Below are 23,413 nucleotides of genomic sequence, written 5' to 3'. Positions count from 1 at the left end.
GCAGAACCCGCGCGCTCCGTAAGCGGAAATTACTCTGCGATATCGACGTTGTCGAAGGTGAAGTCACCAAGCGGGCTCATTGTGAAGCCTGTAACCTTGGCAGACATCGGCACAAACTGTGTCGAATGCGCAAGCGTGGCCCATGGAGCCTGTTCCTTGAAGATCACCTGGGCCTGTTCGTAGAGCTTGGTGCGCTCTGCGACATCAGTCACCTGCTTGGCCTTGGAGATCAAATCGGAAAAGTCTTCATTGCACCACTGTGCACGGTTCGAGCCACCTTCGCCGGCAGCAGCGCATGACAGCAGAACGCCCATGAAGTTGTCCGGGTCACCGTTATCGCCGGTCCAGCCGAGAATGACGGCACCGTCACGGTTCACTTCGGTCGACTTCTTGAGATACTCGCCCCATTCGTAGGAAACGATTTCCACCTTCACGCCGACCTTGGCGAAGTCTTCCTGCAGCAGTTCAGCCGTACGGCGTGCGTTCGGCATGTAAGGACGCTGAACAGGCATCGCCCAGATCTTCATTTCAAGATCCTTGACGCCAGCTTCTTCGAGCATCTTCTTGGCGGCTTCCGGATCGTATGGATCGTCCTTGATGGACTCGTTATACGACCACATTGTCGGTGGGATCGGGTTTTTTGCAACCTGACCGGCACCCTGGAACACGGCGTCGATGATGGCCTGCTTGTTCATGGCCATGTTGAGCGCCTTGCGCACCTTCGGATTATCGAAAGGAGCAACAGTGGTGTTGTAGGCAAGGTATGCAACGTTCAGACCTGGCTGCTCATCGAGCTTGAGGTTGGAATCGGCGCGGATCGAGTCGAGGTCAGCCGGAGCCGGATATGGCATCAGGTTGCACTCGCCAGCCTTCAGCTTCTGCAGGCGAACGGCAGCATCCGGCGTGATCGCGAAAATCAGATCGTCGATCTTTGGCGCGTCGCCCCAGTAGTCGGCATTCTTTTGGTAGCGAATGACCGCGTCCTTCTGATAGGCGACGAACTTGAACGGACCTGTGCCGATCGGCAGGTTGTTGAAGTCTTCCTTGGTGCCGGCCTTGTCGAGCGTGTCGGCATATTCCTTGGAAACGATCGAAGCAAAAGGCATCGCAATATTGGCGATGAAAGGTGCTTCCGGGCGGGTCAGCATGAACTTGATCGTGTAGTCGTCGACCTTGACGATTTCCTTGATCAGCGACGGCATTTCCATGGCTGTATAGTATTCGTAGGTGATGCCCGCGATATACTGGTTCCACGGATTGCTCGTGTCGCCCTGACGGTTGAAGCTGAAGATTACGTCATCGGCATTGAAGTCACGTGTCGGCGTGAACTTGTCGTTAGACTGCCACTTGACGCCCTTGCGCAGATGGAAGGTGTATTCCAGACCGTCTTCGGAAACGTCCCAGCTTTCTGCCAGACCAGGCTCAACCTCGGTCGTGCCCTTTTTGAATTCGGCAAGGCGGTTGTAGATAGGGTGTGCGGAGGCGTCAAAAGTGCCGCCTGCTGTGTAGGGAGCCGGATCGAAGCCTTCAGGAGACGCTTCAGAGCAGTAGACAAAAGTCTTTGCCATCGTCGGCATGGCCGAGGCCAGCATGATCGCGGAAGCCGCGAGCAGGCTACGGGTTAGCAGTTTCATTTTATTGTTCCTTTCCCTCTTATTGATACAAGTCCGATCTCATCGGACCTTCCTTCTTCGTCTCTTCCTCGCAACCGCGGCTTGATTTCAAGTTCTGCGGTACGCGACCATCAGTTCCTTAATCGGATCCTGATGCGAAGAGACGATCGAGGCTCGTTTCCGGCGGGCAGAACCATTTGGGTCCCTCCGCCGTCATATAGGCGATATCTTCCAGCCGGACGCCGCACTCCCCATAAACGCACAGCATCGGTTCGATGGAGAAGCACATTCCGGGTTGAAGCTTCGTGGTGTTGCCAGCGACGATATAAGGTTCCTCGTGGATGTCGAGTCCCAAGCCGTGGCCTGTGCGATGCGGCAGACCGGGTACCTTGTAGCCCGGGCCAAAGCCGGCATCGCCCAGCACCTTGCGTGCGGCAGCATCCACATCGGCGCATGCTGCATCCGGTTGCGCGGCTTCAAACGCTGCGGCATGGGCATCACGTTCGATGTTCCATAGAAAGCGCTGCCGTTCGCTCGGCTGCCCGAAGACATATGTTCGCGTGATGTCGGATCTGTATCCGTGCAAGATGCCGCCCATGTCGATCAGTACCATGTCGCCGTCGTTCAGGGTCTGTGCATCTGGCACGCCATGCGGATATGCGGTCGCCTCACCAAACTGTGCAGCATAAAACAGTGGCTTCAAGCCTTGAGCGCTGTGGGCAGCGGTGATGAATTGTCCAACTTCCGTCGTCGAGATCCCGCGACGCAATCCGGCATAGACGGCCTTTTGCACGCGGTAACTCGCATCCATGGCTTCCTGGATGATCGCGATTTCGGCTGCCGACTTGATCTGGCGCTGGGCGGCGATGATGGCCTGTGCCGAAATGATCGGCCGGCGCAGTTGCTGCATGTAGGCTGCGGCAAACGAAAAGGGCGTTGCTGGGTCTATGGCCAGCGTCTCTCCGGCGCAAGAAAATGCGTCGATCCGCTCTGCCGCCAGTGCGAAGGGGCTCTCATCCTCTTCCCATACGAGAATTTCACCATCGATACGCAACAGGCTCTTGAGCTTGGGCTCTTCGAAGGCGGGGCTGACATAGGTAATTGGGCCACTCGCTGGTATAAACGCGCCATGAATGCGCTCTGACAGACCGAGAGAAATGCCGGTGAAATAAGTGAGGGATGAGGAAGCGTCGAGCCAAACGGCCTTCACACCATCCGTCATCATTCTGGCTTGAAGCGATGCAATCCGCTGCCGCAATTCTGCGTCGCCGATGGCCGGGGCACTCACACGCTGAAAAAGCCCGAGAGCCTTCTGGTAATCCGTCATATTTCCTTTCCGTTGCCCGGGTCATCTGGCATTGAAGACCGGGCTGAACGGCTGATATCGATAGTTCTATACACGGTTGCATAAAGCTCCAAAGCGTTGCACGCAACTCATTGTTTTATGTTAGAAGCTTTATCGCTAGGGTTTTTTAGCCGCACGCCGGGAAACGAACCGCCAAAGTTTCGCGTCATGAAATACTTGCGACTGGAACGGCGCACCGTCGCACAGACTGGCAGCGCCCAGGCGCAAAAAAAGGACACCCTCGCAGATGCCCTTTTGTAGCTCGCTCAATTTGGCAAGTCAGGCCACAGCCATCATTCCCACTCGATCGTGCCAGGTGGCTTGGAGGTCACATCGTAAACCACGCGGTTGATGCCGCGAACTTCGTTGATGATCCGGGTCGCGGCACGGCCGAGGAATTCCATGTCGTAGTGATAGAAATCCGCTGTCATACCGTCGACCGACGTGACGGCGCGAAGCGCGCAGACGAATTCATAGGTGCGTCCGTCGCCCATGACGCCGACAGTCTGCACCGGCAGCAGCACGGCAAAGGCCTGCCAGATGGCGTCGTACAGCCCGGCCTTGCGGATCTCGTCGAGATAGATGGCGTCGGCTTCGCGCAGAATATCGAGCTTTTCACGGGTTACGCCACCTGGGCAGCGGATCGCGAGACCCGGGCCCGGGAAGGGGTGGCGACCAATGAATGAATCGGGCAGGCCAAGTTCCTTGCCGAGCACGCGCACTTCATCCTTGAACAATTCGCGCAATGGCTCCACCAACTGCATGTTCATGCGCTCGGGCAAGCCACCCACATTGTGGTGGCTCTTGATGGTGACCGACGGTCCGCCAGAGAAGGAAACGCTCTCGATGACATCAGGATAGAGCGTTCCCTGGCCGAGGAAATCGGCGCCGCCGAGCTTCTTGGCTTCGTCTTCAAAGGTTTCGATGAACAGGCGACCGATGATCTTTCGCTTGGTCTCAGGATCAGCAACGCCTTCCAGCTCGCCAACGAACCTGTCGATCGCGTTCACGTGGATCAGGTGAAGATTATAATGCTCCTTGAACATGGCAACGACATCCGCCGCCTCGTTCTTTCGCATCAGGCCGTGGTCGACGAGAATGCAGGTCAACTGGTCACCAACGGCTTCATGGATCAGAAGGGCTGCGACCGAAGAATCGACGCCGCCGGACAATGCGCAGATGACGCGCTTGTCGCCGATCTGGTCACGGATCTGCTGAACGGCCTTGGCACGATAGGCAGACATTGACCAGTCGCCCTTGATGCCAGCGATCTTGTGCACGAAATTGCCGATCAGCTTGGCGCCATCGGGTGTGTGCACCACTTCGGGGTGGAATTGAACCGCGTAATATTTGCGCTTTTCGTCAGCAATGAAGGCAAAGGGCGCGTTGGAAGACGTTGCAACAACTTCGAAGCCCGGTGGGATCGCGGTGACGCGGTCGCCATGGCTCATCCAGACCTGGTGCCGGGAGCCGACCGACCAGAGGCCGTCGAAGAGTGGGCAGTCCTTGTTGATTTCGAGGAAGGCACGTCCGAATTCGCGGTGGTGACCGCTTTCCACCTTGCCGTCGAGCTGCATGCACATGGTCTGCTGACCATAGCAGATACCGAAGATCGGCAATCCGCTTGAGAAAATGATCTCTGGCGCGCGTGGGCTTCCCTCGTCAAGGGTCGAGGCCGGGCTGCCGGAAAGGATGATCGCTTTCGGCTGAACGCGCTTGAAGCCCTCTTCGGCGGATTGGAATGGAACGATCTCGCAATAGACACCGGCTTCGCGCACGCGGCGTGCGATCAGCTGGGTAACCTGGCTGCCGAAATCGATGATGAGGACGCTGTCTGGATGTTCTATCTGGGTCATGGCGAGCCTTTAATGAAATGCGTCCATTCTTTCAATCGGAGAATTGTCGCGATTGTCTGCAATTGGGCGTATCAGAGCGGAAAAGTGGTGTTCTCGATGGAATTCAGCAAGCTGTCGATGGCGACCGCCAGCTTTTGATCGATCACATGCAGATATTCGGTCCAGTCGTTTACATGGGTGAGCTCGGCCTTGCCGTCCGAGATTCCTCGGATGCCGACCATGGGCAAATCAAAGGCCTGGCACGCACGCAACACTGCAAATGTTTCCATGTCGACCATATCGGCGTCAATCGACGCGTAGGCAGCGCCCGACACGATATTGGCACCGGTCGAAAGTCTGGCCTCGCCAACACCTGGAATGCAGTGCGGAAGTTCCACTGATACCGGCAGGTCGAGAAATGGCGTTCGCCCTTTCTCAAAGCCGAGGGGTGACGCATCCATATCTCGGTAGGAAACGGAGATCGCCTGATACACCTCTGTCTGCTCCAGTGTACTGGAGCCGGCAGATCCAAGAGAGACGACGAGATCCGGCTTCTTGTCCTCGGCCGCAAGCGTGGTCAGCGCGCGCGTCAGCGTAACGGCAGCTTCAACCGGTCCAACTCCTGTCATCAATGGTGCTATTCGAGCCCGCAAATGCGGCCCATATTCAGCGTCGACAGCCATCACAAACAACAGGGATTTGCCGGCAACCTGCTTCAGTTCAAAACTCATCCGCTAATTCCCTCTCGGCCGCGAATGACCATCATGGTGCTGGTCATCGAGGCGATCAGTTTGGCCGGTCCGTCGCCCATTGCATAACCGCGTCCGTCGGCGACGATAATTGTCGAGCCGGGCTTCGTGATCTCGCCGCGGAATAAGAAGCGTTCACCTCTGCCGGGCGACATCAGATTGACCTTGAATTCGATGGTGAGGATAGAGGCTTCGGGCTCAATCACCGAATAGGCGGCGTAGCTGCAGGCGGTATCGAGAGCCGCAGAGATTACGCCTGCATGAAGAATGCCATGCTGCTGTGTCAGCTTGGTGTCGAAAGGCAATTCGATCTCGACTGCACCTTGATTGATGCGAGTCAGTTCGGCACCCAGGGTGCGCATGGCCCCCTGTCGCTCAAAGCTCAAGCGGATGCGTTCGCGAAAGTCGCCACTGTCCGTTTCTTCGTCCATCGTCCACCGCCCTATTTGCAGATGCGAAATTTGCATTTTGGCGACCGGGCGGCAAGCGTGCCCGAGGCAAATCAGTTCAGAATGAAGAGCGAAAGATTGAGGATGCTGGCAAACCCCACCCATGCGACATAGGGCAGAAAGAGCAGACTGGAAATCCGGTTCTGCTTTCGGGCTGTGACGATAAAGGCGATGACGCTGGCAAGTAGCAGCGCGATGATGGCAAGTCCAAGCGCTGGATTTTGCATGCCGAAAAAGGCCGGGGACCACAGGAGGTTCAAGACCAGTTGCACAAACCAGATCTGCATCGGCAGGGACGAAGGCGCGCGCAGCCATACCCGCGCACCGGCGATGCCGATCAGTACGTAAAGGGTGGTCCAGACCGGCGCAAAGAGCCAGCTGGGTGGATTGAACACTGGCTTTGTCAGGGTCTGATACCACTCGCCAGGCGGATTGGTGAGGCCGGAGAAAATGCCAAGCCCGACGGTGAGGGCGATGAAGAGGGTGTATATGACTATCTTGCGCATGAGCTTCATATAGCGTGCCAGCGGGTCAAGCCAAGTCTGCGCCTAAGCAAGCCTGACAATATGTTGGTCAAAGGCCACCGGCTGGTGGTTTGAGGCAAAGGTGCCGCGGTAGCTCGAAACGGCAAATCCATGTTGGGCGGGCGCAATGCCGGCGGCATCCGGCACGGCTGCTTGATCGATCACCTTGCCCGAAACCGCATCCAGCGTGACGGAAACGCCGCCCTTGGGCGAGGCAAGTCCCACGAGCCCGTCACGACGGTTGACTGCAATCGCACCGACATAGTTCGCAAGACCTTCGGTGACGGTGTGGGGCAAATCCACGAATGTCATCTCTTCACCGGGGGCAAAGTGCCCGACAAGGGGAGGCAGGTCGTTTCGCGGGCCTTCATACTGGCAGGCGAACCACACACGTCCGCTTTCCATCGTATCGAGATGCCGTGTTGAAACCTGTCTGAGTGCCGGCGGCAACACGTGTTTTTCAACAAGTTCCCCGGTCTTGGCATCCGACAGAACGAGCGACGGCTCCATATGGTCGATATTGAGTTTCGTCCGGCCAAAGTCCGGATGCGTCTCAATGCCGCCATTTGCGATGATAAGATAGCGACCGTCGTCGCTGACGGTCATGTCGTGGGTTCCTATGCCGTGAGCGGGAAACTCGCCGATACGGCGAAAGCCGTCTGTCGCATCATAAAGGCCAATCACGCCGTGCCCGGCCCCGAAGTCATTTTCGCTCGCATAAAGCAGGCGTCCATTGGGAGAGAAATGGCCGTGGCCGAAGAAATGCCGGCCTTCGGGCGAGGATATGATGACCGGCTCTGCCTGCCTGCGGACGTCAAAGACGACGGCAAACGTTCCAGGGCGCCGGGCAAAGGCGACGGCCATCCCCGATGCTGGGCTGTAACCGAGACCGTGGATACGGTCAGGCAGGTCTATTCGGTCGATGATGTCGCCGCTCTCGGTCAGCAAGGCGATGCCGAACCGGCCGTCGGGCGATCGAAACCCTGAGGCAAAGACGGCATCAGCGCGCTCAAGCGCAAAGGCGGCTTGTGGTGAAAGGCCGGCAAGGAAAGCAATTCCCGCAGCCTTCACAAATCCGCGCCGGTCGATAAGCGCGCTGCGCATGCCGTTAATCTCCGTCGGAAAATGAAAAGCCTGAGCTGAGACCAACCGCGCCGCCATATTCATCGTTGAGACGAAGGATCAGGTCCTTTGCGTTGAGGATCAGGAAGTCGAGCTTGGCGCGTGCGGCCTTGTCTGTCACCGCCAGTTCCACGTCAGATTTGACATCCGCATCAAGGCTTCGGGTCGTCCGCTTCAGCGACTTCAGTACGAATTCTATCGAACTGACAACTGACCGCACTTCGGGATCGAGCAGCTCGGCCATATCAGAGCGGTCCAGAAGGGTCTCGATCCCGATGAAGTTGTCTTCGATGGATGTGAATGTGAGGCCCGACCGACGATAGATAGCCTGCAGCGGGAATGGCCGAGCATCGGCTCCCTTGTAGAAGGTCTCGATGCGCTGATCGCGGATGGCCTCGGCGCCGTGAACGAGAATGCCGAGAAGGGCCGTGACCGCCTCGGCATTGGTCCTGAAGGCCGGATTGTCTTTGCCCGGATGTTTCCACGCGGACTGGATGCCGTCCGGCTGGTCCCAGGCTGCGACCAGTTCGCCAGCCAACCGCTTCAGATTTTCCGAAACGGCCATGCCGTAGCGGCAACGATAGCCATCATGGCTGTCGAGCAGATCCTCGTTCCCGGTGCCGTAGAGAATGAATTCCAGCGCCCCAAGACCCTGCATCGCAACACTCTTGCGCTGAAGGGTGTCCACTGATGTCGCTGTCTCATCCTGGCTCGCGAGGGCAGCCTGAACCTGTTTCAGGCCGGTGCTCTTTCGATCCGGATAAAACAGGATGCGTTCAAAACGGTTGTCCTCGAGAACTGGCCCCACGCGAACGATCTCGATTTTTGACCATGCCTCGACAGTGGATGCAAAGGCGTGCCGCGCAGCATCGAGGTTCTTGGGAAACGGCTCGGCACACAGCCCGCCGACATCGGCGACCAGCTTGTCAGTCGATTTCAGAAAGTCGCTGTAGCCCGGGCGGATGAAGTCATCCACGGCCTTCGCCATGACGTCCGGTACTTTCTCGGCGTTGAACTCCGGCGGCGGAAGATTGGCATCCTGGGCAAGGACGGGTACGGCAAGGGCCGTTCCAACGAGGAGAGCGAGAACAAAACGCATCAGAGGGACTCCAGAAATGTAATGAGCGCTTCGCGATCATCAGGTTCCATCGCGGCGAACGCATTGCGTGCCGCTTCCGCTTCGCCGCCATGCCACAGAATTGCTTCCTTGAGCGACCGCGCGCGGCCGTCATGCAGGAAATTTGTGTGGCCGCTCACGGCATCGGTGAGACCGATACCCCAAAGTGGAGCCGTGCGCCACTCGTTGCCATTGGCAAGCCCAACCTCTTGGCCGTCGGCCAATCCGTCGCCCATGTCGTGCAACAGGAAATCGGAATAGGGCCAGATGAGCTGGAAGGCATGGGCCTTGTTCGCGGCCTTGCGGCTTGTGACGAATTTGGGCGTATGACAGGCCGCACAACCGGCCTCGTAAAAGGCGGACTTGCCTTTGAGCACATCGGGACTGTCGACATCGCGGCGCATCGGGACCGCGAGGTTCTCGGCGTAAAACGTTATGAGATCCATGACAGGATCGGGTGCCTCTGTTTCGCCGAGGCGCTTCTGCACGCCATTTTGCATTTGACGACATTGAACTTGCGCTTCAGTGCAGTCTCCCCAATGGCGCGGTGCATCCGGGGAAGATATACCGATGTCGCCGGCAAGGGCCCCGGCGCTCTGGTCTCGGACAGACGCATTTTGCGCCTTCCAACCGAAACGTCCGATCTGGATGTCACCGCTTCGATGATCTCGGACCTTGGCGAGCTTTCCCGAAATGCCGTCGCCGTCACGATCATCGGGATCTGCAAGTCGTTCGAGGTCCTCATCGGCGATGGCCTCTATCAGGCCGAGGCCGATCATGGGATTGGCAACGCGGGGCGAAAGCGTTGTGTCCGGATCGAGTGGACCATATTGCGCGCCGCCGACGTCGTAGTGGGGTTCGCGAAGGGAAACCGTTTCCCCGTCCGCAAGCGTGACTGATCGCTCGGCATATCGGATCTTTATCTCGCCTTCAGAGGCAAGTCCTGGCACGGCGAAATTTTGAAGTTGCTCCCCATAGACCGGGTCGGGAAAGTTGAGGACTTGAAGATCGGATACGGCTTTTTTCTCTTCTGCGGTTCGCGCGGGCCGCGCGAGCCTCAGAAACATCGACGTCGCGGCTTCGCCTGCCATTGGCGGCCGTCCGCGGCCATCCTTCAGGTGGCAGCTTTGGCAAGCGCGCGCGTTGAACAACGGACCGAGGCCATCGGATGCCTGCGTGGAGGAGGGCGATGAGACCCAGAATTTGCGAAACAGCGCATTTCCCAGCTTGAAGGTTTCTTCTTCGGCAAAGGTAATGTTGCTGGAGAAATGCGAGAAGGAATCGGCGTTGACCGGTTTTGTCGAGGTTGCAGCGCCGCCTTGCATAGCCTCGAAACTCTCCGGCTTGGAGAAATCGCTGGTCGGACGTGTCACGCTCTCGACCCGTGCGGCATCCTTGGGATTGAGATCGCTACGGGCGGGTCCAGCATCGGCCAAAGCCGTTGAGACAATTGACAGGGAAGAAAGGGCGGCCAGAACGACCGCGCCCGCAGGTCCAGATTTGACCCTGATCATATTGGCATCGGGCTGCCGATCAAACGACAGACAGCCCGCCTTTTGCTTATTGGAACACAGCGTTAGGATTATCGAGGCTGTCAGAACCTTCAAGGGCAATCGTGCCAAGATCCAGTGACGCAATGACGCGCTCGATGGTCTTGGTCTGGTCGATCAAACCGTCAATGGCGGCCTGGACGGTGGCATTGCCCTCGTCATTGCCTTCACCGATCATCTGGTCATAGGCCTCAACAGTCTCCGCACGCTTCACCATGGCCGACATGGCATCCATCGTCGCTGTCAGCTTTGCCTGCATTTCTGCGTCAAGCTCGGGGTTCTTGGCCTTCACCAGTTCGGAAAGCGAAGGACCGGTCATCTTGGTGCCGTCGGCGCGGGTATATTCGCCGGTATAGGCCGACTGAATGCCCAGCGCGTCGTTGTAATGCGAGGCATGTGTGTTGTCGGAGAAGCAATCATGCTCTTCTTCAGGATCGTGCAACAGCACGCCAAGCTTCATGCGTTCGCCAGCGAGCTCGCCATAGGACAGCGAACCCATGCCGGTCAGTATGGTCGAAATGCCCTGACTTGGGTCTGCTTCAACCGTCTTCGTTGCTTCGCCTTCCGGCGCCCACGCATCCACCATCTCCTTGAGATCGGAGACGAGCAAAGTCGAGGCGGACTTCAGATAGTCAGCGCGACGGTCGCAATTGCCATGGGTGCAATTTGCTGTGTCATAGTCCGTGTAAGGTCGGTTGCCTGCGCCCGGGCCGGTTCCGTTCAGATCCTGGCCCCACAGCAGGAATTCGATGGCATGATAACCGGTGGCCACATTGGCCTCGACTTCTCCGGCTTCATGAAGCGTATTGGCCAGGAAGTCCGGCGTGATCTTGCTTGCGTCAACCTCTTCACCATTGATCTTGATGGAAGGGTTGGCAATCACGTTAGCGACGTAAAGCGAATTTGAATCGCTCTCGCTGCCATAGGATGCATCGACGTAGTCGATCAAGCCTTCGTCCAGCGGCCACGCATTGACCTTGCCTTCCCAGTCATCGACGATCGGGTTGCCGAAACGGTAGACTTCGGACTGCTGATAGGGAACGCGCGCTGCGATCCATGCAGCCTTGGCAGCCTCCAGTGTCTCTTCGCTTGGTGTGGCAATCAGTGCGTCGATGGCGCTGTCGAGCTTTTCAGCTGTCGCCAGCGAGTCGGAATATTTCGCTTCCGCCATTTCTGCATAGTATTTCACGACCTCGGCGGGCGTCGTGTCTGCCCAGGCCGAAGTCACTGCAAACGCGGTCGTTGCCGCCAGAAGCGCCAAGGTAGCGCGCAAAGGGCTTGTCGGTCTCATGATCTCTCCTTTGACGCTTGAAAGCGCCATATCCTCAAATGAACGGCCCTTATTCGCGTAAAAATAAACTGGTGTCAAATAGTCCAGTATAAAAACTGGCGGATTTGCACTTCGTCAATTTTACGCGAAAGCAAGCTTAAGTAAGTTTTGTCATCCGGCAGAAGAAGAACCCGTCGGTGTTGGTGCGGGCAGGGGTCAGAGTGATCGTTCCCTCATCGCTGAAATGTGGCTTGGGGGCCGCGGGGAAGAGAGTTTCCCAGGATGTCTGCGCCGATGTGATCGAGAAATCGGAATGCTCTTCGCAAAAGCGACGAACCTGATGCTCGTTTTCGGTCGGCAACATCGAGCAGGTGATGTAGATAAGCGAACCACCGGGACGAACATAGCGACATGCCTGTTCCAGCACTTTTTTCTGCTGATCGACACGCTCCTGCAGTGTGCGCTCGCTCAGCCGCCACTTGGTATCGGGTCGCCGACGCCATGTTCCGCTTCCCGTGCAGGGGGCATCAACAAGAACGCAATCAAGACGACCGGCCAGCGATTCCAGTTCCTGAGCATTGCCATGAACCTGAACATTTCGAGTGCCTGCTCGCTTGAGACGCTCGATGATGGGGGCCAGGCGACGCGCTTCTGCATCGTAGGCATGCACCTGTCCCTTGTTTTCCATCGTTGCGGCCATAGCAAGCGTCTTGCCGCCGCCGCCGGCACAATAGTCGAGCACCTGATCGCCAGCCTTGAGGTCTGCCAGATCGGCGACGATCTGCGATCCCTCGTCCTGGATCTCGAACCAGCCTTTCTGGAAAGAAAGTTCTGCCGTAACATTTGGAAGACGTGATGCGCCTTCTCCGGCCGGCACACGAAGACCCATGCGGGCAATGTGAGCCGGAACAGCGCCTGCGCGGTCCAGCGCCTTCATCACTCTTTCTGGACTGGATTTCAGGCTGTTGATTCGCAGGTCAAGAGAAGGCCGCGCTGCAAGCGCTTGCGCTTCTATGATCCATTCCGAACCGAAGCGCTCTTCCATGAGCGCCGCAATCCATTGCGGCATGTCAGCCTGTATATGCGGTGCGGCATCTTCAAGCCTTCGTTGCGAGAAGGCTTCCAGCCGAGCCGCGTCGAGAGGTGCCGGGGCATGTGTATCCCCCTCGAGTTCTGCGGCCAATGTTTCGGACGTGTAACCCCATTGCCGCAGCATCACTGCAAAAGCCAGAGAATGCGAGCTGTCGTCATCCATAAGCCAGGCGTGAGACAGTTTCATACGCAAGGCATCGTAAACGATATTGCCAATTGCTGCCCGGTCGCCCGAACCCGCAAATCGGTGCGCAAGGCCCCAGTCCTTGAGGGCTTCGGCAACCGGACGTCGCCGTCCCTCGATATCGTCCAGAACCTCGATGGCTCCGGCAAGACGCCCACCCATTCGCATGTCATGCTCTCCTGATCAAAGTCCGCGTCGTAAAGCCGAACGGTTCACGGAGCAAGCGAATAGGCGTGAAGACCGCCTTCATTCGAAAATTAGCCGATGATCTGGTAGCAGACCTTGGCCGTACCGGAACGGATCATGCCGATGTTCTGTGCAGCAGCTTTTGAGAGATCCAGAACACGTCCGCGGATGAACGGACCACGATCATTGATCCTGACGACGACACTCTTGCCGTTCGTTCTGTTGGTCACTTTCACCTTGGTGCCGAATTTCAGCGTCTTGTGGGCGGCAGTAAGCTTGGCCGGGTTCATGCGTTCACCGGAAGCAGTCTTCGAGTGCAGGGCATACCACGAAGCACCACCGCATGAGTCAGACGCATTTGCATCTTGCGCAGCGATTGAAAGGCCGAGCGCCATTGCTGCGACGCCAATGATGGATAGTCGGTTATTCGCCAATTTTGTTTTCCCTAGTCCTTCGCCTGAGCACAGTTTTGCTCTGCAGCGCTTAAACGAGGGAAAAAATGGCAAAAACGTGCCTCAGGCGATCACGACGTATTACAGAGCGTAACATTCGTGATCGAGGACTACTTAATTTTTGGTGAGGGAAAAGCCGCCTGAGCGGAAGAAACCGTAAAGATTCTAGACAGCTAGGCAAATTCCGCGGTAATGCGCGAAAACGCCTTTGCTGTTCACGAAAAAAATGCGTTCAGCAAAAGACCAAGGCCCGATTTTTCGGGAAATTTGTGACGTTTGAAGGCTTCGGGACATCGGATCTGACAGATTGAGGGGACGACCTACCGTCTTCGACATCCCGAAAACCTTCATACGTGCAGCAGAGAAACGAGCCTCATGGCATTTTGTTCCAGCTTTCGTTAGCCCAAAGTTCGGCCAGCGATTGGCGGTAGTCCGGGAAGCAGAAGCTGAAACCGAGAGATTTTATCTTCGCATTGGAAACGCGCTTGTTTTCTCCATAAAAGGAGCGCGCCATCGGGCTGAGCTCGGCGCTTTCGAAATCCTGCTCAGGTGGTGGTGCGAGACCCATGAGGCGAGACGCTTCCTCGACAACAGTCTGCGGAGGGGCAGGTTCATCATCCGTGACATTGAAGATGCCGGCAAGATTGCCCGCCATGAGAAAGCGAGTGGCTGCGGCGATGTCCTCGACACGGATGCGATTGAACACTTGCCCCTCTTTGATCAAGCGTTTCGCCGTTCCCTTTGAAAGATTGACGAAGCCGTTCCGCCCGGGGCCATAAATGCCGGACAGCCGAAGGATGGCGAGCGGTATGCCGTTATCCTTCGCAAGCGATGCCCAGTCCCGCTCGGCCTCGACACGTTCCACGGAACGCTGCGATTGTGGTCGGCACGCCGTCTCCTCGTCGACCCAGGCCCCATCATGGTTGCCGTAGACCCCTACCGTCGACAGATAGCCGATCCACTCAAGGCGCGGCATGAGGGTCGCAAGATCGGCTGCAAGCAACGGGATCAAGGGGTCGCCGGAACGTCCGGGAGCAATGGATTGGACCAGATGGGTTGTCTGGGCAAGCGCACCGCGTAGATCGTCCGTGAGCACGTCACCATCAAACAACAGCGGTGTTAAACCGGCTTTCTCCAAATGCTGGAATTTATCGTGAGATCGGGTCGTGCCGAAAACTGTTTGTCCACTTGATGCGAAGAGTTGGCCTATCGCCTTGCCAGAATAGCCGGCACCAAAAATCATGAGCTGCATGGGGTCATGCTCCTCTTGCCCATTCCCGAACGACTCCGGGATCTGTTTCATGTTTAGCCCTTGCCCGCAGATCGTTGAATTCCGCACCGGCAAGCAGTTGTGAGAGCGCCCAAACCGCCATGGCGCGAACAACAGGGGAGCCGTCTTCGAGCAGTAACCTGCAGGGTTCAATCAAGGCCGCCTGACCGGAATTTCCAGCGGCGATCAGGACATTGCGGACAAAGCGGTCGCGACCGATGCGCTTGATCGGTGAGCCGGAGAAGAAGCGCCGGAACGTCGGATCGTCGAGCGTGAGCAGGAATTCGATGTCCGGCTCCTTGAGATCCTCGCGCGCCGAGAGTTTGGCCTCCTGGGCAAGGCTTGCGAACTTGTTCCAAGGGCAAGCTGCAAGACAATCGTCGCAACCATAAATGCGGTTTCCGATCAGGGGACGCAATTCGGGATCAATCTCACCCTTATGCTCGATTGTGAGATAGGAAATACAACGGCGCGCATCGATTTTGTAAGGTGCCGGAAAAGCGTTGGTCGGGCAGGCGTCGAGGCAGGCGCGGCAGGAGCCGCAATGATCGGTCTCCGCAATGTCGACGGCGAGCGCTGCGGTCGTGAAAATGCTGCCCAGAAACAGCCACGACCCAAATTCGCGACTGACAAGATTGGTGTGCTTTCCCTGCCAGCCAAGGCCTGCTTGTGCCGCCAGAGGCTTTTCCATCACCGGCGCGGTGTCGACGAAGACCTTCACGTCCGCTTCAGACCGGGCGGCAAAGCGCGTGGCAATTTCCTTCAAGCGTCCCTTGATCACGTCGTGATAGTCGCGATTGCGCGCATAGACCGAGATTGCACCCTTTTCCGGCTGGTTTTGCAGTAATCGAGGGTCGGCATCCGGACCATAATTCATGCCTAGCATGATGACAGAGCGCACGTCGGACCATAATGCGTCTGGACGCGCACGCCGGTCACGGGTCTCTGCCATCCATTCCATCGTGCCGTGATGGCCGGCTGAAAGAAAGCCATCAAGCCCGGCTTCTATCTGTGGTGAGGATTGCGGAAGCGTGATGCGGCAGACATCGAAGCCCTGAGCCGCAGCCTCCTGCTTCACGAAAGCAGTCAGTTGACTGCGGATCCGGGCACTCGTGTCGATGGGGGCGCCATGCGCCATATTTCCTCCGTCAGACGATCGGACAGTCAGAAGTCCAGATCGGCATAATGCGACACGGGTGTCAGGCCGCGTACGCGCTCGGTCAGCAGCGGGCGGAAGGATGGCCGCGACTTCAGCCGCTGGTACCATTCCTTGGCCGCAGGCAGGTCGGCCCAGTCGATCTCCCCCATATAGTCGAGGATGGAGACGGCAGCGCCCGCTGAAAGGTCCGCATAGCTCAAACGGTCGCCCGCCAGCCACTGCCGTGATCCGGCCAGCCACGACAGATACTTCATGTGTTGGCGAACATTGCCACGGGCTGTCCGCAACACTTTGGAGTCGGGTGCGCCGCCGCCAAGCGATGGTGGCATATGCACCTTGTGCACCAGTTCCCGCACCAGCGGGCGGGTGACATCTTGTTCCAGCTTCTGCAGGAACCATTCGGTCAGCCTGCGGATTTCGGCCCTGTGGAACGGATCTTCAGCCAGAAGCCGCCTGTCTCTTTTGAGGATGCCGTGAACCTCATCGAGGAACTCGGAGATCACAGTCGCGCCACATAAGGCACGCATGTTGTCGTCAATGTAGACTGGGATCGTTCCTGCGGGATTGATGGCCAGAAACTCCCGGCGCATCTCCCAGGTCTGCTCCTCGACGAAATCGACCTGGAAGCCGTATTCTGAGAGCACAAGCCGGATAAACCGAGACGCGGCGGACATCGGATGATGATATAATGTTGGCATGAGAACTTAAATTCGGTTTCGTTCAGTGTCGCTCGGCGCACATGATGAATGTGCCTCTGGCATCGCTATCAGCTTCCAAGCTATAGGAGCTTGGCACTTACAACACAAGTCAGTCCCATCTGCACACCTTGCCAAAAATTTTAAGGATCTTTTATGGACGCTCAATCGATTATCAGCGCGCTGGTGCTCGGCCTGATAGAGGGCCTGACCGAGTTTATTCCTGTTTCATCGACCGCGCACGTCCTGTTGGCGGGTCACTTCTTGGGCTTCGAATCGCCAGGCAACACCTTCGCGGTGCTCATTCAACTAGGTGCCATCCTTGCGATCCTGAGCGTTTACGCGACAAAGCTCATATCATTGGCCACAAGTCTTCCGTCGAGCCAGAAAAGCCGACACTTTGTCGCGGCGGTTCTGCTGGCCTTCCTGCCTGCGGCAGTGATCGGCGCCCTGGCGCATGACTTTATCAAGACGGTTCTCTTCGAGACGCCGATGTTGATCTGCGTTGTTCTGATCCTTGGCGGTTTTGTCCTGCTGTGGGTCGATCGGCTGGACTTGAAGCCGAAATATCACGACGTCATGGACTATCCGCTGCCATTGGCGTTCAAGATTGGTCTGTGCCAGTGTGTGGCCATGATCCCCGGCACGTCGCGTTCCGGGGCAACGATTGTCGGCGCATTGCTGATGGGGACTGACAAGCGGTCGGCTGCAGAATTCTCGTTCTTCCTGGCCATGCCGACAATGGCCGGCGCCTTCGTGCTCGATCTTTACCAGAACCGCAATGCGATCAGCTTCGATGACGGTAGCCTGATTGCTATCGGCTTCATCATGGCATTCGTGTCAGGAGTTTTCGTGGTACGCAGACTTCTCGACTTTATTTCAAGACGTGGCTTCATGCCGTTTGCCATCTGGCGCATTGCCATTGGCTTTATCGGCCTGGTCTTGTTGTCGCTTGGTCATTGAGGAGATGGCGCCCTTCTTGAGGGCGCCTCATCCAGCCGTCAGTTGGCGGCGGCCGGGATAGAGCTTGTACTGCAGGGGTCGATGCCGTAAGCGGGTGCGCAGTTGCCTTTGCGGGCTGCGAGAGTCGTCGGAGCCATGAATGAACCGGCGAGGATTACCATTGCCGCACACGCGAAAAAGAGTGCGATAGACTTGCCCATGTATAAGTCCTTCAAGGTATAAAATGCTGCCAGCCTCTGGCCAGCAGACGATCCAAATTGTGTCGCGCTGTTTACGAATTGCTAACGAAAACATCAATAGCGGTTTTTGATAAATCGCCCGTTAACAGAGCTAGGTTGTCGCTGCGATATTTTTGCAACGCAGGGCGATCCAGCATTCAGTTTAAGGCCGTTCTTATGCCGCTTTGCCGGAGCCGGTATATTGTCCCTGAGGACGGTACTGCACCAGATAAGAAGGCAAAATCGACGATAGAAGCGTCGGCGTGATGCCCATCCCTTCAAGTGTCAGACCCTTGGATTTGGCCTCCTCGGAGACAATATTGTTGCTTTTCAGCAGTGTCACCTGGTCAGAGGTCAACGGTGGCGTAATCAAAGGAATGGCAGACGCTATGCTGCCCATCAGAGAGGCAATTCCAAACGGCAGAGAAACCAGCGGGTTTTTGCGACCGATCGTGTGCAGCATAACCTCAAGACATTCGCGGAAGGTCAGCACTTCGCGTCCACCGAGTTCATAGGTCTCGCCAGCTGCAAGCTTTCCATCGACGGCGCGACCGACAGCTTCGGCGACATCCTCGACATAAACGGGCTGGAACTTCGTTTTGCCACCGCCGATCAGCGGCAGGATAGGTGAAAGGCGTGCCATGGCAGCAAATTTGTTGAAGAATCCGTCTTCTGGCCCGAAAATGATCGACGGGCGCAGGATAATCGCATCCGGCTTGATGCTCTTGATGGCCTGCTCTGCCTGACCCTTGGAGGCACCGTACACTGATGCTGAATTCACGTTTGCACCGATTGCGGAGATATGGGTCAGCGTAGCGCCGGCGGCACGCGCGGCTTCCGCGACGGCGCGTGCGCCGAAATCCTGTACGGAGTCAAACGTGTTGCGCCCGCTTTCAAACAGGATGCCGACACAATTGACCACATGATCGGCGTCGCGGACTGCGGCGTCTACGGAGTTGCGGTAACGCAGATTGGCTTGAACAAAAGAGATCTGCCCCACATTTCCCAAGGGCTGAAGAAAGCCCGCAAGATCCGGTCGGCGCACTGCAACGCGGATACGATATCCGCGCTGTGCGAGTGTTCGCACCACGTGACGTCCAACAAAGCCTGAACCGCCAAAAACAGTGACGAGTGGCGGAAGATTGGACAGTGTCATGATGTGTTCTCCGGAATGGCTTGACGGTCTGGCAATTCGACTTGCCGTTTCTTAGCCGAATCGCGTTGTCAGGGGAAGCCGCAAAGGATGCGGCCTTAGCGTCAAATACCTTCGACCACCATCATCTGCGCATCCGCGACTTCCTGGCGGATCTTGGCGGCGATCTGATATTCGGGCGAGTTATAGCAATCAACCGCTGCCTGCATGGACGGAAACTCGATGATCACGTTACGGGCGCGTGCCTTATCTTCCAGCGCGGTCACCGGACCACCGCGCGCGAGGAAATTGGCACCATATTTCTCGAAGGCCGGTTTCGCCGCAGCAACATAATCCTTGTAACGCTCGGTGTCGCGAACGTCGACATGTGCAATCCAGTATCCCTTGGCCATGATATTCCTCCTGCTGGCATTTTCGCCGATTTTCTCAGCCAATTGTGCGCCCGGGTCAAGCGCGTTCATTTTGTGGTCAGCTTCATGGGGTTACCTTGCCGTCAAATTGACTTGAAAGCCGAAGTGACAAACTGCCATGCCAGTTCAGAAAAAAAGTCTGCGAAACTCACTTGTTTTCGCGGCAGTATTCACAGTTTACTGTCTCGCGCCTGCAGGCGGTTGGGCTGAGCAATCCGGCTCCGGCGAGGTCAAGGCCTGCAGCGCCGATTTCTATGCCAAACTGCGGTCTCCCGTGAAGAAAGACGACAACACCATAAAAGTCGATTGCAACATTGATCTCAAACCAGGCGAAGTCATCGCCCGCAAGCTGGACTTTGCCGGTGCCGAGGCGTCCGGTACATCGCTGGATTGTCATGGAGCGACGCTGGGCACCAATGCCTCGAAGCCCAGCGCCAAATCTCCGATCATTGCCATCCGGTCGGTGAAAAAGGGCAAGGGTGACGGTGACGGCTGGAGCGTGCCGCAGGGGATTACGATCCGCAATTGCAAGATCGTCGGCAACCTTCGCCTTATCGGTCTGGGGATCTCGGGCGAGGCCGAGGAGGTGCGGAAGTCTTCGCTTCACCGCAACCACACCGAAAATGCCCAGGCAAATGCGCCGTCCGATATCCTGATCAGCAAGGTCACCATCGAGGCGACCGGCGGCATTCCACTTTACTTCGGTCCAGGGGTAACCCGAACGACCGTGGAAAAATCGACATTGCGCGGCAAGAGCAGCAAGACCGCCGTCTATCTGGATGCGGAGTCGGCCAACAATGTCCTCGACAGAAACACCTTCGCGGTAAAGACGTCACTGCGCGAGCAAGTGGCGATTGATGGATCCGCCAAGAACCGCATCACCAACAACCGGTTCGATGATCCGGTGAGAGGCGGTATTTATGTCTACCGCAATTGCGGGGAGGGCGGAACGATCCGCCATCAAAAGCCGCAATATAATGAGATCATCGGCAATACATTCACCTATGATCATTTTCGGCTTGCTGCACCGGCGATCTGGCTCAATCACCGCGATGTAGGTAAGCTGTACTGCAAACTGAACCCGAAATATCCATTTGGCAGCAGCCTGGACTGGCACGATTTTGCCAAGCACAATCTTGTCAAGGACAACCGCTTCAAGGGTCCCTGGTCGCTTCGGATTGTCAACTTCGACGACACCAATAAGATCACGGGCAATAAGTGACCTTTACCGGGACAATTTGATCAGCTTGAAAGCGCTGCATCCATTTCCGAGAGAATGGCGCGGGCTGCGGACAGTGGATCGGCAGCCTTCACGATAGGCCGACCGACAACGAGATGGCTGGAGCCAGACTTCAATCCTTGGGTAGGTGTCATGACGCGCTTCTGATCGCCCTTGTCTGCGCCGAGGGGTCGAATGCCGGGTGTGACGACAGCTAAGCTTGGTCCGACGATCTTTCTGACCGCACTTGCCTCTTCTGCGGAGCAGACAATGCCACCCATGCCCGCCTGAAGCGCTTGTTCAGCACGACGGAGCACCAGCGTGTGCGGATCATATTCATAGCCGGCATCGGTGAGATCCCGTTCATCCATGGAGGTGAGGACGGTAACCCCCAGCAAGCACAGGTCGGATCCCTTGGCGGCATCCACGGCAGCGCGCATCGTCTTTGGGTACGCGTGGAGGGTCAGCATGGTCATGCCCATCTTGACGATATTTTCGACCGCAGATGCGACCGTATTGTCGATGTCGAGCAGTTTCATGTCGAGAAAGATCTTCTTTCCCGCTTGCGCCAGTTCCTTGGCAAAGTCGAGGCCACCAGCGAATGCCAGCTGATAGCCTACCTTGTAAAATAAGACGTCGTCGCCAAGCGTTACGACCATTTTTTCGGCTTCGGCGACTGTTGGAAGATCAAGGCCGACGATAAGCTTTTCACGCGCTGTCATGATGCGGAAACCCCTGCCATTTTTCGATGGATGTCAACTCGCATGAGTGCCCGAGCTTCGCAAGAGGCAACAGGGAAACCCCCATTGCTCTTTAGACAATATCGACATTTTACGTTGGGCTCAGCCGCGACTGTAGATCCACAACTGCGCAGGCGGAATATTGCGCACGACGAAGTCGAAATGGCGGATGGTGTAGCGGTCCGGATTGGCAATAATGGGGGACACGGGGCCGTAGGTAATCTGCATCACCGGTCTGCCGGGAGGCATCCGGTCGAGAAGATCTTCCAGAAGGGCAATGCGCGATTGCATCGGAAAGCTCAAAAGCGGCACAGCTGAGATGACGGCGTCAAATGTCTGGTCAGCCGCCTTGCCGAGAGACGCCTCGAGGTCGAATGCGTCGCCATGCACGAAATTCACACCGGGATAACTTGTCAGGAGATGGTGATAGAAGTCGCTGGAATATTCGATGGAATACAGCTTTTCAGGCGCAATGCCGCGAGCAAGGATTGCTTTGGTGATCACGCCAGTTCCGGGACCCAGCTCTAAAACAGGCAGGCCTGAGCTCGGGTTGACGACGCTCGCCATCCTTTTGGCGGTGATGGACGAAGTGGGTACAATCGCTCCGACACTTTTCGGCCCCTGCATCACGCCTTTGAAGAAGCGGATCTCTTCATCGAACTTCTTCTCGAAGCGTTGTTTCAACCCCAATGCCATAGACGTCTCCCTGTACTCTTCCGCACATCATGTACGTGAAAAATCATGTTGGCTGCGTTTGTCGCAAAAACAAGGCGAAACGACGCTATGGAGATATATTTATGGCGATGCCTAGACCCGCATTGGCATCAAAACATAAATAGCATCATCACCGGCCGTATCCCGGATCAATGTCGGCGAACCCGCATCGGCCAAGAGAAAAATCGCGTCATCGCCAGAAAGTTGCGCCGTGATGTCAAGGAGGTATTTGGCGTTGAAGCCGATCTCCATGGTGTCGTTTTCATAGCCGACGGCAAGCTCTTCCGTCGCGCTGCCGGAATCCGGGTTGTTGACGGCCAGCACAAGATGGCCTTCCGAGAGAGACAGCTTGACCGCACGTCCCCGTTCCGACGAAATCGTCGAGACACGGTCGACCGCATGCGCGAAAGTCTGGCAGTCCACGCGCATTTCCTTGTCGTTATTCGCCGGAATGACGCGCTGGTAATCGGGGAAGGTGCCGTCGATCAGCTTGGAGGTGATCACCACGCCACCGATGGTCAGGCGGATCTTCGCATCGGAAAGTTCAATCGAGACGATCAGGTCCGGATTGTCCATGAGCTTCTGCAGCTCGCCAACGGTCTTGCGTGGAATGATGATACCCGGCATTCCTTCGGAACCCGAGGGGGCGTCGATGTCGGCGCGCGCCAGACGGTGACCGTCCGTTGCAACGGCACGAAGCTTGAGGTCGTTGCCGGCCTCGATCGTGTGGAAAAAGATACCGTTCAGGTAGTAGCGCGTTTCCTCGGTCGAGATTGCAAACTGTGTGCGATCGATCAGCATCTTGAGGTCACTGGCCTTCACCTTGAAGGAGTGGCTGAAATCGCCGGTTGTCAGATCTGGGAAATCGGTCTCCGACAGGCATTGCAGCGAAAACTTGGAACGGCCGGAGGCGACAGTCATCGCTGTGCCGTCGGGATTGGTCGACAGCAGGACTTCCGAACCATCGGGAAGCTTGCGCACGATTTCGTAGAGAAGATGCGCAGGAACCGTGGTCGCGCCGGCCTGTTCGACCATGGCCGGTGTCGCCTCGGTGATTTCGAGATCAAGGTCGGTTGCCTTCATGTCGAGGTTTGCACCCTCGGCGCGCAGCAACACGTTGGACAGGATCGGAATGGTATTGCGCCGCTCGACCACCCGGTGGACATGGTTCAGCGATTTGAGAAGGTTGGACCGTTCAAGAGTAATACGCATCGACGCTACCGTTTTCGACCTTGCGCGGACAGGGACCCGTCCGCCGAATTGTTCTTCCGGCCTTCAAAGGCCAGTTCAATATGGACCGGCAAAATGGCAGCAAACTGCCGCGAAATGCAAGTGCCTTGGACGCCATCGACCAATTGGGGCGCGGAAATCACAGGCGATGCAC

Annotated in this window: 22 protein-coding genes; 2 read left to right on the top strand and 20 right to left on the bottom strand. The window is 56.9% G+C overall.

Annotated elements, in window-relative coordinates:
• Nucleotides 1-29: 29 nt before the first annotated feature.
• The 15 genes from ACQQ2Q_RS06525 to ACQQ2Q_RS06455 all read right to left on the bottom strand — a co-directional run bounded on the left by ACQQ2Q_RS06525 (nucleotide 30) and on the right by ACQQ2Q_RS06455 (nucleotide 16,615).
• Nucleotides 30-1,634, bottom strand: coding sequence for an ABC transporter substrate-binding protein (locus ACQQ2Q_RS06525; RefSeq protein WP_428186204.1), 1,605 nt, complete (start codon nucleotides 1,632-1,634; stop codon nucleotides 30-32).
• Nucleotides 1,635-1,752: 118 nt separating this feature from the next.
• Nucleotides 1,753-2,940, bottom strand: coding sequence for a M24 family metallopeptidase (locus tag ACQQ2Q_RS06520; RefSeq protein WP_428186203.1), 1,188 nt, complete (start codon nucleotides 2,938-2,940; stop codon nucleotides 1,753-1,755).
• A 311-nt stretch (nucleotides 2,941-3,251) separates the two neighbouring features.
• Entirely contained in the window at nucleotides 3,252-4,814 is a 1,563-nt protein-coding gene (guaA, locus tag ACQQ2Q_RS06515) for a glutamine-hydrolyzing GMP synthase (protein ID WP_428186202.1), read from the bottom strand.
• Nucleotides 4,815-4,885: 71 nt separating this feature from the next.
• Entirely contained in the window at nucleotides 4,886-5,524 is a 639-nt protein-coding gene (locus ACQQ2Q_RS06510; protein WP_428186201.1) for a 5'-methylthioadenosine/S-adenosylhomocysteine nucleosidase, read from the bottom strand.
• Entirely contained in the window at nucleotides 5,521-5,973 is a 453-nt protein-coding gene (locus ACQQ2Q_RS06505) for a PaaI family thioesterase (protein WP_428186200.1), read from the bottom strand. Before ACQQ2Q_RS06505 ends, ACQQ2Q_RS06510 begins: the two co-directional genes overlap by 4 nt.
• Nucleotides 5,974-6,044: 71 nt before the next feature.
• A complete protein-coding gene (locus tag ACQQ2Q_RS06500) occupies nucleotides 6,045-6,497 on the bottom strand; it encodes a TspO/MBR family protein (protein ID WP_428186199.1) in 453 nt (150 codons plus the stop codon).
• 42 nt (nucleotides 6,498-6,539) lie between these two features.
• Complete coding sequence (locus tag ACQQ2Q_RS06495) at nucleotides 6,540-7,619, bottom strand: DUF1513 domain-containing protein (RefSeq protein WP_428186198.1); 1,080 nt, start codon at nucleotides 7,617-7,619, stop codon at nucleotides 6,540-6,542.
• A 4-nt stretch (nucleotides 7,620-7,623) separates the two neighbouring features.
• Nucleotides 7,624-8,736 carry an imelysin family protein gene (locus ACQQ2Q_RS06490; RefSeq protein WP_428186197.1) on the bottom strand — a complete coding sequence of 371 codons (1,113 nt, stop codon included), beginning with the start codon at nucleotides 8,734-8,736 and terminating at the stop codon, nucleotides 7,624-7,626.
• Entirely contained in the window at nucleotides 8,736-10,268 is a 1,533-nt protein-coding gene (locus tag ACQQ2Q_RS06485) for a di-heme oxidoredictase family protein (RefSeq protein WP_428186196.1), read from the bottom strand. The genes ACQQ2Q_RS06490 and ACQQ2Q_RS06485 overlap by 1 nt, the downstream gene beginning before the upstream one ends.
• Nucleotides 10,269-10,314: 46 nt before the next feature.
• Nucleotides 10,315-11,595 carry an imelysin family protein gene (locus ACQQ2Q_RS06480; protein WP_428186195.1) on the bottom strand — a complete coding sequence of 427 codons (1,281 nt, stop codon included), beginning with the start codon at nucleotides 11,593-11,595 and terminating at the stop codon, nucleotides 10,315-10,317.
• Between the two features lie 136 nt (nucleotides 11,596-11,731).
• A complete protein-coding gene (locus tag ACQQ2Q_RS06475) occupies nucleotides 11,732-13,018 on the bottom strand; it encodes an RsmB/NOP family class I SAM-dependent RNA methyltransferase (protein WP_428186194.1) in 1,287 nt (428 codons plus the stop codon).
• An 89-nt stretch (nucleotides 13,019-13,107) separates the two neighbouring features.
• On the bottom strand, nucleotides 13,108-13,470 hold the full coding sequence (locus ACQQ2Q_RS06470) for a septal ring lytic transglycosylase RlpA family protein (RefSeq protein ID WP_428186193.1): 363 nt from the start codon (nucleotides 13,468-13,470) through the stop codon (nucleotides 13,108-13,110).
• A 391-nt stretch (nucleotides 13,471-13,861) separates the two neighbouring features.
• Nucleotides 13,862-14,740 carry an SDR family oxidoreductase gene (locus ACQQ2Q_RS06465; protein WP_428186192.1) on the bottom strand — a complete coding sequence of 293 codons (879 nt, stop codon included), beginning with the start codon at nucleotides 14,738-14,740 and terminating at the stop codon, nucleotides 13,862-13,864.
• Between the two features lie 4 nt (nucleotides 14,741-14,744).
• Nucleotides 14,745-15,896 carry a tRNA epoxyqueuosine(34) reductase QueG gene (queG, locus tag ACQQ2Q_RS06460; RefSeq protein WP_428186191.1) on the bottom strand — a complete coding sequence of 384 codons (1,152 nt, stop codon included), beginning with the start codon at nucleotides 15,894-15,896 and terminating at the stop codon, nucleotides 14,745-14,747.
• A gap of 26 nt (nucleotides 15,897-15,922) precedes the next feature.
• Nucleotides 15,923-16,615, bottom strand: coding sequence for a glutathione S-transferase family protein (locus ACQQ2Q_RS06455; protein WP_428186190.1), 693 nt, complete (start codon nucleotides 16,613-16,615; stop codon nucleotides 15,923-15,925).
• Between the two features lie 153 nt (nucleotides 16,616-16,768).
• Here ACQQ2Q_RS06455 and ACQQ2Q_RS06450 point away from each other — a divergent pair, with 153 nt between their 5' ends.
• Nucleotides 16,769-17,575, top strand: coding sequence for an undecaprenyl-diphosphate phosphatase (locus tag ACQQ2Q_RS06450; protein ID WP_428186189.1), 807 nt, complete (start codon nucleotides 16,769-16,771; stop codon nucleotides 17,573-17,575).
• A 393-nt stretch (nucleotides 17,576-17,968) separates the two neighbouring features.
• On the opposite strand, the gene ACQQ2Q_RS06445 is transcribed toward ACQQ2Q_RS06450, so the two are convergent.
• Nucleotides 17,969-18,949: a complex I NDUFA9 subunit family protein gene (locus ACQQ2Q_RS06445; RefSeq protein ID WP_428186188.1), complete on the bottom strand. Its 981-nt coding sequence runs from the start codon at nucleotides 18,947-18,949 to the stop codon at nucleotides 17,969-17,971.
• A gap of 101 nt (nucleotides 18,950-19,050) precedes the next feature.
• Nucleotides 19,051-19,338 carry a DUF1330 domain-containing protein gene (locus tag ACQQ2Q_RS06440; protein ID WP_428186187.1) on the bottom strand — a complete coding sequence of 96 codons (288 nt, stop codon included), beginning with the start codon at nucleotides 19,336-19,338 and terminating at the stop codon, nucleotides 19,051-19,053.
• 136 nt (nucleotides 19,339-19,474) lie between these two features.
• Between ACQQ2Q_RS06440 and ACQQ2Q_RS06435 the strand changes: the two genes are divergently transcribed.
• Nucleotides 19,475-20,578 carry a right-handed parallel beta-helix repeat-containing protein gene (locus tag ACQQ2Q_RS06435; RefSeq protein WP_428186186.1) on the top strand — a complete coding sequence of 368 codons (1,104 nt, stop codon included), beginning with the start codon at nucleotides 19,475-19,477 and terminating at the stop codon, nucleotides 20,576-20,578.
• A 20-nt stretch (nucleotides 20,579-20,598) separates the two neighbouring features.
• On the opposite strand, the gene pyrF is transcribed toward ACQQ2Q_RS06435, so the two are convergent.
• From pyrF to dnaN, 3 genes are all read right to left on the bottom strand, one after another.
• On the bottom strand, nucleotides 20,599-21,297 hold the full coding sequence (pyrF, locus tag ACQQ2Q_RS06430) for an orotidine-5'-phosphate decarboxylase (RefSeq protein WP_428186185.1): 699 nt from the start codon (nucleotides 21,295-21,297) through the stop codon (nucleotides 20,599-20,601).
• A 120-nt stretch (nucleotides 21,298-21,417) separates the two neighbouring features.
• Complete coding sequence (pmtA, locus tag ACQQ2Q_RS06425; protein WP_428186184.1) at nucleotides 21,418-22,011, bottom strand: phospholipid N-methyltransferase PmtA; 594 nt, start codon at nucleotides 22,009-22,011, stop codon at nucleotides 21,418-21,420.
• A 111-nt stretch (nucleotides 22,012-22,122) separates the two neighbouring features.
• On the bottom strand, nucleotides 22,123-23,241 hold the full coding sequence (gene dnaN / locus ACQQ2Q_RS06420) for a DNA polymerase III subunit beta (protein WP_428186183.1): 1,119 nt from the start codon (nucleotides 23,239-23,241) through the stop codon (nucleotides 22,123-22,125).
• Nucleotides 23,242-23,413 lie beyond the last annotated feature (172 nt).

It is taken from the genome of Agrobacterium sp. ES01, assembly GCF_050320885.1.
GTDB lineage: Bacteria > Pseudomonadota > Alphaproteobacteria > Rhizobiales > Rhizobiaceae > Allorhizobium.
The sequence above is the reverse complement of the archived record's forward strand: the minus strand, read 5'-3'. Positions and strand labels throughout refer to the sequence as shown.

Coding starts and splice junctions, on each gene's coding strand:
- ACQQ2Q_RS06525 (WP_428186204.1), bottom strand. CDS start 1,634: ATGAAACTGCTAACCCGTAGCCTGCTCGCGGCTTCCGCGATCATGCTG.
- ACQQ2Q_RS06520 (WP_428186203.1), bottom strand. CDS start 2,940: ATGACGGATTACCAGAAGGCTCTCGGGCTTTTTCAGCGTGTGAGTGCC.
- guaA (WP_428186202.1), bottom strand. CDS start 4,814: ATGACCCAGATAGAACATCCAGACAGCGTCCTCATCATCGATTTCGGC.
- ACQQ2Q_RS06510 (WP_428186201.1), bottom strand. CDS start 5,524: ATGAGTTTTGAACTGAAGCAGGTTGCCGGCAAATCCCTGTTGTTTGTG.
- ACQQ2Q_RS06505 (WP_428186200.1), bottom strand. CDS start 5,973: ATGGACGAAGAAACGGACAGTGGCGACTTTCGCGAACGCATCCGCTTG.
- ACQQ2Q_RS06500 (WP_428186199.1), bottom strand. CDS start 6,497: ATGCGCAAGATAGTCATATACACCCTCTTCATCGCCCTCACCGTCGGG.
- ACQQ2Q_RS06495 (WP_428186198.1), bottom strand. CDS start 7,619: ATGCGCAGCGCGCTTATCGACCGGCGCGGATTTGTGAAGGCTGCGGGA.
- ACQQ2Q_RS06490 (WP_428186197.1), bottom strand. CDS start 8,736: ATGCGTTTTGTTCTCGCTCTCCTCGTTGGAACGGCCCTTGCCGTACCC.
- ACQQ2Q_RS06485 (WP_428186196.1), bottom strand. CDS start 10,268: ATGATCAGGGTCAAATCTGGACCTGCGGGCGCGGTCGTTCTGGCCGCC.
- ACQQ2Q_RS06480 (WP_428186195.1), bottom strand. CDS start 11,595: ATGAGACCGACAAGCCCTTTGCGCGCTACCTTGGCGCTTCTGGCGGCA.
- ACQQ2Q_RS06475 (WP_428186194.1), bottom strand. CDS start 13,018: ATGCGAATGGGTGGGCGTCTTGCCGGAGCCATCGAGGTTCTGGACGAT.
- ACQQ2Q_RS06465 (WP_428186192.1), bottom strand. CDS start 14,740: ATGCAGCTCATGATTTTTGGTGCCGGCTATTCTGGCAAGGCGATAGGC.
- queG (WP_428186191.1), bottom strand. CDS start 15,896: ATGGCGCATGGCGCCCCCATCGACACGAGTGCCCGGATCCGCAGTCAA.
- ACQQ2Q_RS06455 (WP_428186190.1), bottom strand. CDS start 16,615: ATGCCAACATTATATCATCATCCGATGTCCGCCGCGTCTCGGTTTATC.
- ACQQ2Q_RS06450 (WP_428186189.1), top strand. CDS start 16,769: ATGGACGCTCAATCGATTATCAGCGCGCTGGTGCTCGGCCTGATAGAG.
- ACQQ2Q_RS06445 (WP_428186188.1), bottom strand. CDS start 18,949: ATGACACTGTCCAATCTTCCGCCACTCGTCACTGTTTTTGGCGGTTCA.
- ACQQ2Q_RS06440 (WP_428186187.1), bottom strand. CDS start 19,338: ATGGCCAAGGGATACTGGATTGCACATGTCGACGTTCGCGACACCGAG.
- ACQQ2Q_RS06435 (WP_428186186.1), top strand. CDS start 19,475: ATGCCAGTTCAGAAAAAAAGTCTGCGAAACTCACTTGTTTTCGCGGCA.
- pyrF (WP_428186185.1), bottom strand. CDS start 21,297: ATGACAGCGCGTGAAAAGCTTATCGTCGGCCTTGATCTTCCAACAGTC.
- pmtA (WP_428186184.1), bottom strand. CDS start 22,011: ATGGCATTGGGGTTGAAACAACGCTTCGAGAAGAAGTTCGATGAAGAG.
- dnaN (WP_428186183.1), bottom strand. CDS start 23,241: ATGCGTATTACTCTTGAACGGTCCAACCTTCTCAAATCGCTGAACCAT.